At 68.1% G+C, this 11,863-nt stretch carries 7 protein-coding genes; 2 read left to right on the top strand and 5 right to left on the bottom strand.

Features of this window, described 5'->3' with window-relative positions; genetic code table 11:
- Entirely contained in the window at window positions 1-2,406 is a 2,406-nt protein-coding gene (locus K6T50_RS04675; protein WP_222608239.1) for a DNA topoisomerase VI subunit B, read from the bottom strand.
- 351 nt (window positions 2,407-2,757) lie between these two features.
- On the opposite strand from K6T50_RS04675, the gene gyrB reads away from it, so the two are divergent.
- Both gyrB and gyrA read left to right on the top strand, forming a co-directional pair.
- Entirely contained in the window at window positions 2,758-4,692 is a 1,935-nt protein-coding gene (gene gyrB, locus K6T50_RS04680; protein ID WP_222608240.1) for a DNA topoisomerase (ATP-hydrolyzing) subunit B, read from the top strand.
- Between the two features lie 97 nt (window positions 4,693-4,789).
- Window positions 4,790-7,306, top strand: a complete 2,517-nt coding sequence (gene gyrA / locus K6T50_RS04685) for a DNA gyrase subunit A (RefSeq protein WP_222608241.1) — start codon at window positions 4,790-4,792, stop codon at window positions 7,304-7,306.
- Between the two features lie 61 nt (window positions 7,307-7,367).
- On the opposite strand, the gene rocF is transcribed toward gyrA, so the two are convergent.
- The 4 genes from rocF to K6T50_RS04705 form a co-directional block, all read right to left on the bottom strand.
- On the bottom strand, window positions 7,368-8,270 hold the full coding sequence (gene rocF / locus K6T50_RS04690) for an arginase (RefSeq protein WP_222608242.1): 903 nt from the start codon (window positions 8,268-8,270) through the stop codon (window positions 7,368-7,370).
- 81 nt (window positions 8,271-8,351) lie between these two features.
- Window positions 8,352-8,849 carry a hypothetical protein gene (locus K6T50_RS04695; RefSeq protein ID WP_222608243.1) on the bottom strand — a complete coding sequence of 166 codons (498 nt, stop codon included), beginning with the start codon at window positions 8,847-8,849 and terminating at the stop codon, window positions 8,352-8,354.
- A gap of 330 nt (window positions 8,850-9,179) precedes the next feature.
- The gene (locus tag K6T50_RS04700) at window positions 9,180-10,424 is read right to left on the bottom strand and encodes a glycosyltransferase family 2 protein (protein ID WP_222608244.1); all 1,245 of its coding nucleotides are present in this window, start codon (window positions 10,422-10,424) and stop codon (window positions 9,180-9,182) included.
- A 278-nt stretch (window positions 10,425-10,702) separates the two neighbouring features.
- Window positions 10,703-11,776: a DUF1616 domain-containing protein gene (locus K6T50_RS04705; protein ID WP_222608245.1), complete on the bottom strand. Its 1,074-nt coding sequence runs from the start codon at window positions 11,774-11,776 to the stop codon at window positions 10,703-10,705.
- Between the last annotated feature and the right edge of the window lie 87 nt (window positions 11,777-11,863).

The raw sequence follows: 11,863 nt of genomic DNA on the forward strand, positions 1-11,863 counted from the left end.
TCAGGCGTTCACGGTCAGCTTCTCGGTCTCGATGCCGTCGACGTTCACGTCGAACTCGGCGTCGCCGGCGACGGTGTACTCCAGGGTCGCCTCCTCCCCGCCGGGGACGCTCGGGTTCCACTTCACGAACCACTCGCCGTCGAGGTCGACCACGGTGGCCTCATCCGGCACGTCCGTCGGTTCCGCGGAGACGATGTCGGTCACGTCGGGCTCTTCCGTTCGGTCGGAGTGGTTCTCGACGATCAGGCGCACGGTGTCGCCGTCGCGCTCGCGATCGACGCCGACGTTGTTCATGATGCGCGCCATCGCGCCCTCGATGTTCGGGTGATCGCGCCCGGTCACCTCCGCGACCTTCTCGGCCATCTCCGGGAGGATCCGGCCGAGGACGTCCTGTTTCTCGCGGCGCTTCTGCATCGAGCGGCGCTTGTTCAGGTAGCTCTTCAGTTCGCGGGCGGCCTCCCGGACCGCGAGCTCGATCTCGTCCTCGATGGCCGGGATGTTCGCGAGCGCGTCCTTCGACTCGCTCGTGAACGGCACGTTCGTCGAGGCGACGTGGATCATGATCACCGCGGGGCCGTTCGGCATGCCGGAGCCGCCGGGCTGGTCCAGCCCGTAGTTGCGCCAGCCGATCCCCTTCACCACGTCGGTCGTCGCACAGGCGCCCCGCTGGTAGACGAGCGGGACGCGGTTGGCGAACCGGAGCAGGTCGACCTGGCCGCCCTCCTCCAGCTCGCCGCCGTAGGCGATGCCGGCCTCGACGATGAACGGGTCGCCGCCGTGGACCTCGGCGTCGCGCGTCGCGGCGGCGTAGAAGTCCGCGTCGAACTCCTTGCGCAGGCCGGCCTCGACGAGTTCCGAGGTGATGGGCGCGAGACAGTCCGTCGGCGGCGCGAGGATGTCCGTCTCGCGCATCGCCTCCAGCAGCTCGCTGGCGGTGTCGCGGTCGGCGGCCGCCTCGCGCACCTTCGGCACCTCGTCGGGCACGGTGACCATCCGCGACCACAGCGCCTCGACGACGTTCTCGCGGGCGGTGTCGCCGAACGTCGCGTCGTCGAACTCCTCGGTGTCGTCGGCCGCCTCGTCGACGAGCGTCCGCAGTTGCGCGTGGGTCGTTCGCGTCCGCTCGTCGCCGGCGGCGAACCGACGGGCGAGCCGCTCGGCCATGCCGGCGACGACCGCGTCGTCCTTCCGGGTCGAGGTGGCGTCGTCGACGAGGCCGTACAGGTCGCCGGTGAGCTCGTCCTCGTCGGTCTCCTCGTCGTAGGCGGTCATCGCCGCCCACGCGGCCTCGACGGCGTTGTCGCGGACGGTCCCGCCGAAGCGCGTGCCGTACTCGTCCTCGGCGGCCTCGGCGACGTTGTCGACGATCCCGACGAGCTCGTGATGGCTCGTGCGCTCGCGCTCGGCGAGCGTGCTCGCGACCTCGCCCGCGAAGAAGTCGGTCGCCTCGGCGCCCTTGTTCGACACCGCCTCGGCGACGGCGTCGGCGACGGCGGCCTCGTCGGCGCTCCAGCCGAGTTCCCGGCCGAAGTGCCGGTCGCGGAAGTTGTCGATCACCTTGTCGGCGGTCTTCTTGCCGACGCGGGTGAACTCCTCCTGGAGGAACCCCGAGACGGAGTAGCTCTCGGTCGCCTCCAGCATCTTGATCAGCGTCCCGAGTTCGACCCCGTGCGGGTGCGGGCGGATCTCCTTCGTCTCGTCGGGAAGCTGGTCGGTGCCGCGCTCGGACTTCATCGGCTCGTCGAGCCCCGGTTCGCGCAGTTCGAGGCGCGCGTGGGGGTTCACGACGGCGGTGTGTTTGATGTAGTCGTGGAGCTGCTGGCGCGCGCGCATGTTCGCCTCCATCTCTATCTCGATGCGCGTGCCGTGCGAGCGGTCCCAGGAGGTGGTGCGCTCGGCTTTGATCTCCGGCTCGTTGGTGTCCGTGTCGATGATCAGCTCGAAGTACTGCGCGTCGGCCTGTCCCTTCGGACGGGAGGTGATCTTCGCGGGCTTGCCGGAGGTGAGCTGGGAGTAGAGGACGGCCGCGGAGATGCCGATCCCCTGCTGGCCGCGCGACTGCTCGCGGGCGTGAAAGCGGCTCCCGTACAGGAGCTTCCCGAACACCTTCGGGAGCTGTTCCTTGGTGATCCCGGGGCCGTTGTCCTCGACGATCAGCCGGTAGTAGTCTCCTACTTCCCTGATCTCGACGTAGATGTCGGGACGAATCCCCGCCTCCTCGCAGGCGTCGAGCGCGTTGTCGACGGCCTCCTTGACGGCGGTGACCAGCCCGCGGGCGCCCGAGTCGAACCCGAGCATGTGCTTGTTCTTCTCGAAGAACTCGGCGATGGAGATCTCCCGCTGGCCCTCGGCCAGCTCGTCGGCGATCCCCTGGTCCTCGCCGAGTTGCGACTGGAACGACGTCATTCTCGTGGCAACCCCTATCCGACGTGGGGTTATAACCGTGTCCTCACCGCGGTGAAAGTGAACGCGGATGAGCGTCGTGACGATCCGCGCCGGCCGCCGTCGCCGACGCGGTGTCGAACGGGGCGTCGACGCGGTGTCAGGGAAGTGCGCCGACGCTCGCGGTGACCGGGCCGTTCGAGACGATCGCGACGGCTGACCGCGCGTTCAGGCCCTCCGAGCCGCACACAGCGCGAGGAGGAGCGCGCTAAGGGGACGGGATGGCCGTGACCACCGGACGGTATCACGGGGCGCACACGCGCGCGCGTGGGAGGACTTATAACCGGGGCTCCGTTAGGGGCTGGTAAGGTTCCTATGTCAGATTCAGGGGATAGTGAGTACGGTGCCGGGCAGATTCAGGTGCTGGAGGGCCTCCAGGCCGTCCGCAAGCGCCCGGCGATGTACATCGGTTCTACGGACTCTCGCGGCCTCCATCATCTGGTCTACGAGGTCGTCGACAACTCCATCGACGAGGCGCTCGCGGGCTACTGCGACGAGATCGAGGTGACCGTCCACGACGACGGCTCGGTCTCCGTCTCCGACGACGGGCGCGGCATCCCCGTCGACAGCCACGAGAAGTACGACCGTCCCGCCCTGGAGGTCATCATGACGGTCCTCCACGCCGGCGGGAAGTTCGACAACAAGTCCTACCAGGTGTCGGGCGGGCTCCACGGCGTCGGCGTCTCCGTCGTCAACGCGCTGTCGAAGCGGCTCGAAGTGGAGGTGAAGCGCGACGGCGCCGTCTGGCGCCACCGCTTCGACCACGGCGAGCCCGAGGAGGGCGCCTTCGAGCGCGTCCGCGACATGGAGTCCGACGAGGACACGGGCACGACCATCCGGTTTTGGCCCGACACGGACATCTTCGAGACGACCGACTTCTCGTTCGACACGCTCGCGAACCGCCTGCGCGAGCTGGCGTTCCTGAACGAGGGCGTCACGATCACGCTGGCCGACGAGCGCGACGGCACCGACGAGACGTTCCACTACGAAGGCGGCATCCGCGAGTTCGTCGAGTACCTCAACGAGACGCGCACGCCGCTGCACCGCGACGTGGTGTACTTCGACGCCGACGAGGAGGCCGAGGACGGCGTCGTGCAGGTGGAGGTCGCGATGCAGGCGACCGACGAGCTCCAAGGGTCGGTCCACGCGTTCGCCAACAACATCAACACGCGCGAGGGCGGGACCCACCTCACCGGGTTCAAGACCGCGCTGACGCGCGTCGTCAACGACTACGCCAACGACAACGGGCTCATCGGCGACCTCGACGGCAACCTCAAGGGCGAGGACGTCCGCGAGGGGCTGACGGCCGTTATCTCGGTGAAACACCCCGACCCGCAGTTCGAGGGACAGACGAAGACGAAGCTCGGGAACTCTGAGGTCCGCGGGATCGTCGAGTCGGCGGTCCACGAGCACCTCGGGACGTTCTTCGAGGAGAACCCCGACACCGCCGAGACGATCGTGAGCAAGGCCGCCGAGGCCGCGCGCGCCCGCAAAGCGGCCAAGCAGGCCGAGGAGCTCACCCGGCGGAAGTCGGCGCTGGAGTCGACGGCGCTGCCCGGGAAGCTCTCGGACTGCCAGTCCCGCGATCCCGAGGACTCGGAGCTGTTCATCGTGGAGGGCGACTCCGCGGGCGGGTCGGCGAAGCTGGGACGCAACCCCGAGTTCCAGGCGATCCTGCCGCTGGGCGGGAAGATCCTCAACGTCGAGAAGCACCGCCTCGACCGGGTGCTCCAGAACGACGAGATCCGGAACATGATCACCGCCGTCGGCACCGGGGTCGGCGACGAGTTCGACATCGAGGAGGCGCGCTATCACAAGATCATCATGATGACCGACGCCGACGTCGACGGCGCGCACATCCGGACGCTCCTGCTCACGCTGTTCTACCGGCACATGCGCCCGCTGATCGAGGCCGGCTACGTGTACGCCGCCCAACCGCCGCTGTACCGCATCCGCTATCGGGGAACGACCTACGACGCGATGACCGAGGCCGAGCGCGAGACCATCGTCGAGGAGAAGTGCGACGGGAACCCCGACCAGGTTCAGCGGTTCAAGGGGCTCGGCGAGATGAATCCCGAACAGCTGTGGGAGACGACCATGAACCCGGAGAACCGGGTGCTCAAACAGATCACGATCGACGACGCCGCGGCCGCGGACCGCATGTTCAACGTCCTGATGGGCGACTCGGTCGAGCCGCGCAAGCAGTTCATCAAGGAGCACGCGCCCGAGGCGGAGTGGGTGGACATCTGATGCAGGTGACGGAAATGACGCGACACGAGCACACGACGACGCGATCGACGGGAGCGACGCGATCCGACCACACGAACACGACGACGGAGGAGTGTCGATGAGTTCCGAGCCGCCAGTCGACCCCGAGGACGTCCGCGCGGCCCAGGTCGACCGCGTCCGCATCGAAGAGGAGATGGAGCAGTCGTACATCGACTACGCGATGTCGGTCATCGCGGGTCGCGCGCTGCCCGACGTGCGGGACGGCCTCAAGCCGGTCCACCGGCGCATCCTCTATGCGATGCACGAGATGGGCGTCACCTCCAACACCAGCCACCGGAAGTCCTCGTCCGTGGTCGGCGAGACGATGGGTGATTACCACCCCCACGGCGACCAGGCCATCTACGACACGCTCGTCAACATGGCCCAGGAGTTCTCGATGCGCTACCCGCTGGTCGACGGCCAGGGGAACTTCGGGTCGATGGACGGCGACCCCGCCGCGGCGCCGCGGTACACGGAGGCCCGCATGGCCGACATCGCCGAGGAGCTGCTCGCGGACATCGAGAAGGACACCGTCGACTTCTCCGCGAACTACGACGACCGCCTGACCGAGCCGGACGTGCTCCCGGCGGCGTACCCCAATCTGCTGGTCAACGGCTCGACCGGCATCGCGGTCGGGATGTCGACGAAGGTGCCGCCGCACAACCTCGGGGAGGTGATCGACGCGACGATCGAGCTGATCGACGACCCCGACGCGACGGTCGCGGACCTGATGGAGCACGTGAAGGGGCCGGACTTCCCGACGGGCGCGAACATCGTCGGCCGCAACTCCGTGCGCGAGGCGTACACCACGGGTCGCGGCCGCGTTCGCGTCCGTGCGGAGATGGAAATCGAGGAGTACGACAACGACCGCGAGCGCATCGTCGTCACCGAGCTTCCCTACCAGGAGAACAAGGCGCGCATCGTCGAGCGGATCGCCGAGGACGTGAACGAGGGGATCATCGAGGGCATCGCCGACCTGCGCGACGAGTCCGACCGCGAGGGCGTGCGCGTCGTCATCGAACTGAAGCGCGGCGCGAACGTCGAGGTGGTGAAAAACCAGCTGCTGGAGCACCATCTGGAGTCCACGTTCGGCGTGATCAACCTCGCGCTGGTCGACGGCCAGCCGAAGGTGCTCACCCTGAAGGAGACGCTGGAGCACTACATCGACCACCGCAAGGAGGTCGTCACCCGGCGCTCGCAGTTCGACCTCGACGAGGCGGAGGACCGCGCACACATCCTCGAAGGACGGCTGAAGGCGCTGGAGAACGTCGAGGACGTGGTCGAGACGATCCGCGAGAGCGAGGACCGCGACGCCGCGAGGACCGCGCTGCGGAACACCTTCGAGTTCAGCGAGGAGCAGGCCGAACACATCGTCCGGATGCAGCTCGGCTCGCTGACCTCGATGGAGGCCGCCGAGATCGAGGAGGAGTACGAGGACGTGCAGGCGCGCATCGAGCGCCTGAACGAGATCCTCGACTCCGAGCAGGAGCTGCTCGACGTGATCAAGACGGAGCTTCGCGAGATCAAAGAGAAGTACGACGACGACCGCCGGACCGGGTTCGTCGAGGACACCGGCACCGTCACCCACGAGGACCTCATCCCGGAGGAGGAGTCGGTTGTCGTGCTCTCGGAGGACGACTACATCAAGCGGATGCCCGCGGCCGACTTCCGCGCGCAAAATCGCGGCGGCAAGGGGATCATCGGCGCCGACCTGAAGGAGGGCGACCGGGTCTCCTCGGTGTTCCTCGCGTCGACGCACGACTACCTGCTGTGTTTCACCGACAAGGGCCGCGTCTACCAGCTGAAGACCTACCAGGTCCCCGAGATGGGCCGCACCGCCCGCGGGAAGTCGGCGGTGAACGTGCTCGACCTGGACGGCGACGAGGAGTTGACGGCCGTCGTCAACTGCGCCGACCTCACGGGCGAGGAGTACCTCACGATGGTCACCGAGGGCGGCTACGTGAAGCGGACCGCCGGCGACGAGTTCGACAACATCTTCTCGACGGGCATCCGCGCGATCACGCTGGAGGACGGCGACGCGCTCGTCGACGTGGAGGTGACCGACGGCGGGCGGAACCTCGTGATCGGCACCCGCGACGGGATGGCGATCCGGTTCGACGAGAGCGAGGTGCGCGCGATGGGCCGCACCGCCCGCGGCGTCCGCGGGATCAAGCTCACCGGCGACGACCGCGTCGCCGGCGTCGCCGCCATCGACGAGGACGAACACGACTGGGTGCTCACCGTGACCGAGAACGGCTACGGCAAGCGCACCGACCTCGACGAGTACCGAACCCAGAGCCGCAACGGGAAGGGGCTCATCGACATCAAGACGAACGAGCGCAACGGGCGGGTGTGCGCCGTCGAGGCGGTCACCTTCGGCGACCACCTGTTCGCGATGAGCGCCGACGGGCAGATCATGCGCACCCGCGTCGAGGACATCTCGACGATCGGCCGCAACACGATGGGCGTCACCGTGATGGACCTGGACGAGGGCGACGCGGTCGCCGCCATCGACGTACTTCCGGCCGAGCGGGTCTCGGCAGAGCGAAGCGCGGAGGAGTCGGCGGCCGAGGGGTCGGCCGACGACGCCGAGTAGCCGGCGCGGTCGCGTTTTTCTCCACGGACGTTGGGCTACCTCACCGCCGAAGGAGCTTCTCTCAGAGGATCCGCTTGCCGAACGCGCTGGCGACGAGTTCGGTCGCGAGTTCGGCCGTCTCGTTCGACTCGTCGAGGACGGGGTTCACCTCGACGACCTCCATCGAGCGGACGCCGTCGGTCTCGGCGACGAGCTCCATCGCGTGGTGTGCCTCGCGGTAGGTGACGCCGCCGCGGACGGGGGTGCCGACGCCCGGCGCGATGGTCGGGTCAAGCCAGTCCATGTCGAGGCTGACGTGGACGCCGTCGACGCCGTCGCCGGCGACCGTGAGGGCGGCCCCGACCACGTCGGTGATCCCGCGCTCGTCGATGTCCGACATCGTGTAGGCGGTCATCTCCGAGTCGCGGATCGCCTCGCGCTCGCTGTCGTCGAGCGCGCGGAGGCCGACGTACGCGACGTTCTCCTCGGACAGCCCGGGGGCGTTCGCCCACTCGACACCCTCCCAGTCGCCGTGGCCCAGTACCGCCGCCAGCGGCATCCCGTGGACGTTGCCCGAGGGGGAGGTCGACGGCGTGTTGTAGTCGCCGTGGGCGTCGAACCAGACTGCGCCGATCTCGGCGTCGCGCGCGCTGCCCGACAGGGAGCCGATCGCGACCGAGTGGTCGCCGCCGAGGACGAGCGGCGTCTCGCCGGCGGCGACGCTGTCGGCGACGCGGTCGGCGAGCGCGGTCGTGACCTCCTCGATCTCCTGGAGGAACTTCGCGGTGCCCGTGCTCGGCGTCCGGGCGTCCGGGTTTCGCTCCTCCGCTCGGGGAACCGTGAGGTCGCCGGCGTCCGCGGCGTCGACGCCGGCGGACGAAAGCGCGTCCGAGAGACCTGCGTATCGGATGGCTGACGGACCCATGTCGACGCCCCGGCGGTCCTGGCCGTAGTCTGTCGGCGCGCCGATGATGCGAACGGTCATGCTAGCACGGGCGCCCGCGGGGGGCTTCAAACGGCTGGTTCCGCACGGAGGAGCCGAGTCACCGGGATCGACCCCGAGCGATCACTCCTCGTCGGCGTCCGCATCCGATCCGTCCCCGTCGTCGCCGTCGGCATCGGTATCGTCGGAATCGTCGGCGTCGTTACCATCGGCGTCGTCGCCGTCGTCGGCGGAGCCGTACGTGCCGGACGGCGAGTCGAGCGGGAGGACGATCAGCGACTGCTCGTCGTCGTCCGCCCACGACGGGTCGAACTGCGTGGTCACCTCGGGAACCAGGTCGTAGCGTTCGAGGAACGCCTTCGGCGCGATCGTGCCGCCGGAGTCGGTGACCGAGACGGTGTATGCGGCCTCGTCGGCGTCCTTGTCGGCGACGGGTTCGATCCCCACGCGGTTCTCGTCCTCGTCGTAGTACATCACCGCCCCCTCGCTGTCGCCGAAGTACTCCTCGAGGGCCGGCCGGTTCACGCCGATGCTCGCCGACTTCCGCAGCGAGATCATCGGCTCCGTCCCCGCCGGTCGCCCTCGTCCCGCGCCCGATTCGTCGAATTTCTCGAATCCCATAGCCACTTCTTCACAACTGACTCTGTTAGCTTTTGTTGTTACAATTGTGTACGGCGCTCCGGCGATGCCGCGACGACACCGGACGGTGGAATACGGGCCGGCGGCAGGTCGAACGCGACGCCGGCGGTTAGCTCGCCCGCCGAACCGACTCGCCGCAGGTCTTGCAGAAATCCTCCTGCCACGGGACCGTCCGAACGACCGACTGGTGACCGCAGGACGGACACTCTCGGAGGGCCAACTCCGGCATGCGAGGGCGTCCACGCGCTCGGTACTTGGTTAGTTGGAGGGTATCACACCGGAGCCGACGTGGGTGAGCCGTCGGCGGAGGGATCAGGCGTTCTGGATGATGCCGATGAAGAAGCTCCCGAACACCGCTTGAACCCCCACGACGATCGCGGTGAACGCCAACAGGCTGGCGCCGACGGACGGGATCGCCTCATACCCGGTGGCGATCCACTGCAATACCATCCCCGCGGCGAGTCCGGCGCCGACGGTGAACACGACCAACCCGGCGAACACGCCGGTCTCCAGCGTGAACCGCCCGGTCACGAACTCGGTGATCGCGTCCTTCGGGCGGCGGATCGGGTCGCTCGCCAGCGTCGCGTAGATCCCGAAGCTCGCGACCTGGACGCCGGTGATCACGAACAGGCTCCCCGCCATGAGGGTCCGGACCCCGAACGAGCCGCCGCCGGGTTCCAGCCCGGACACGGCGAGCGCCATCAGCGCCGCGCCGGCGACGGTCAACAGCAGCCCCGGCGCGGAGAACAGGTAGCCGGGCGCGTTCTCGAGCATGAACCGGACGTGTCGCCACCCGTCGCGGAAGCTCTCGAGGGTCGCCTCGCCCTCGCGCTCGTGGTAGGTGATGGGCTCTTCTGCGATCTCGAGATCGCGGGCGCCCGCCTCCATGATCATCTCGCTCGCGAACTCCATTCCATCCGTCTCACAGTCCATCCGGTCCCACGCCTCCCGGGAGAACACGCGCATCCCCGAGTGGGCGTCCGAGACGCCGGCCTTGTAGAACGCGTTCAGGAACCGCGTCAGCAACGGGTTCCCGACGTACTGGTGGAGCGACGGCATGGCACCCGGCATGATCTCCCCGTCCAGGCGCGACCCCATCGCCATGTCGGCCTCGCCGGTCTCGACCAGGTCGTACAGCTTCGGGAGCTCCTCGAAGTCGTACGTCGTGTCCGCGTCGCCGATGGCGATGTAGTCGCCGCGACAGCGGGCGAACGCGTACTGGTAGGCGTAGCCGTAGCCGGCCTCGTCCGGGACGACGACGATCGCGCCCATCTCCTCGGCGATCTCCGGCGTCCGGTCGGTCGAGCTGTCGGAGATCAGGATCTCGGTCGGCTCCTGCAGCTCCTCGACCGCGGTTCGGATCCGCTCGATACACTCGCCGATCCCGTCCTCCTCGTTCAGCGTCGGCATGACCACGCTGAGCGTCGGCCGAACCTCGCTGTCCTCGCCGACGATCAACTCCTCGGCAGTTCGTTCGTCCGTTCTGTCCGGTTCGGCGACCGCGTCCGTCGCGGCGCCGGCGACTCCCCCCTGTTGTTCGAGTGATTGTTCAGACATCCTGCGATGGTCTCGACGATTACCCGACGATCGTTTCGCCGCACTCGACGCAGACGATCACGTCGTCGATCGTTCGTGCGGCCGGCGCGTTACACGCGATACACTTCACCCGCGAACTCCGTGCCGGACGAGGATATCGACCCATAAGCAGACGAATAACTTCTTTCATCTTGAATATTCGGATCCGCTGAATATAAACGCCGATGGCAGTACGCCGTTCGGCCGATAGCACGCCTCGATTCAACCGCCGGGCGACGCCGATGTCGGCGTACCGGGGGTCACGTCGGTGCCGTGACGTTCACCCACAGGTGGAGCTCCCGGTAGGCGGTGTCGGCCCGAAGCGTCTCGGGCGGATCGCCCCTGTACAGGAAATACGTCAATCGTAACCGGTCCCCGGTCATCTCCGGGGCGACGGTGTGTTCGAGCTGCCAGGTCTCGTTGTCCGCCAACTCGACGCGCCACTCCCGGAGCTGCGAGGAGGCCTCGACCGTCGTGGAGTTGTTCGACACCTCTACGCGTTGGATCGCGGCCACCACGGTGTAGTTGACGGACCGGTGTTCGTGGTTCGAGACCCCGACGACCAGCGACTGGGGCTCCCCCTGCGTGAACTCGGTCGGGTAGTCGTCGGCGACGAGCTCGCCGTCCTCGCCCTCGGTGAGGAGGTAGAACTCGGAGAACGACTCGCCCTGTTTCGGGACCGCGACCGCGTAGCCGACGCTCGAGACGGCGACGATCACGCTGATCGCGAGCAGCACGTTCAACGCCGCGTCCGTCCGGGTGTCGGGCTCGAACAGCTCGGCGTGCGCGTCCGAGGCCCACCGCCGGTAGGGGACGCGGAACCGCTCGTCCTCGGGGAGCGCCCGACGCCGTCGCGCCGCCACGGCGGTCAAGACGAGGGTGACGCCGCCGACGCTCGCGACGATCGGCACCAGCCGGATCCCGAAGGGCGTGAAGTTCAACACCAACCCGACGAGCGGAACGACGGCGATGCTCGTCCCGAACGACAGCGCGACCCGTTCTATCCCGTCGATCCCGGACTCGTCGGCCGTCTCGGTGGCCGCGTCGGGCGTTTCGGCTTCCGCGTCCGCGTCGCCGACGACGGGTCCGTCGGGGTCGCGATCGTTCGTCGGTCCGGATCCGACTTCGGGGAACAGCGCGGCGATGAGCGCGTACCCCGGAACGAACAGCACGAACGGGAGCCCGACGATCACGCGCAGCGGCGTCTCGTCGATCCCCGGGGTGAACACCGCGACGACCGTGAGCGCGACGGCCACGACGACCGCCGCGAGGTCCGCGGGGAGACGCCGGACCGGCGCCGGGAGGATCTGTCGCCACCGCGGGTCGGCGCGCATGTGACCGTCGAGGCATTCGTCATGCAAAATACGATCGGTGTCGACGACGGCGGGGCGGATTCGGCGATCGCGTTCGTTCCCGCCCGA

Source organism: Halobaculum magnesiiphilum, assembly GCF_019823105.1.
GTDB classification, from domain to species: domain Archaea; phylum Halobacteriota; class Halobacteria; order Halobacteriales; family Haloferacaceae; genus Halobaculum; species Halobaculum magnesiiphilum.

What these genes read in the sequence shown, in the direction of transcription:
- K6T50_RS04705 (WP_222608245.1), bottom strand. Translation starts at nt 11,776, where the DNA reads ATGCGCGCCGACCCGCGGTGGCGACAGATCCTCCCGGCGCCGGTCCGG.
- gyrB (WP_222608240.1), top strand. Translation starts at nt 2,758, where the DNA reads ATGTCAGATTCAGGGGATAGTGAGTACGGTGCCGGGCAGATTCAGGTG.
- rocF (WP_222608242.1), bottom strand. Translation starts at nt 8,270, where the DNA reads ATGACCGTTCGCATCATCGGCGCGCCGACAGACTACGGCCAGGACCGC.
- K6T50_RS04700 (WP_222608244.1), bottom strand. Translation starts at nt 10,424, where the DNA reads ATGTCTGAACAATCACTCGAACAACAGGGGGGAGTCGCCGGCGCCGCG.
- gyrA (WP_222608241.1), top strand. Translation starts at nt 4,790, where the DNA reads ATGAGTTCCGAGCCGCCAGTCGACCCCGAGGACGTCCGCGCGGCCCAG.
- K6T50_RS04695 (WP_222608243.1), bottom strand. Translation starts at nt 8,849, where the DNA reads ATGGGATTCGAGAAATTCGACGAATCGGGCGCGGGACGAGGGCGACCG.
- K6T50_RS04675 (WP_222608239.1), bottom strand. Translation starts at nt 2,406, where the DNA reads ATGACGTCGTTCCAGTCGCAACTCGGCGAGGACCAGGGGATCGCCGAC.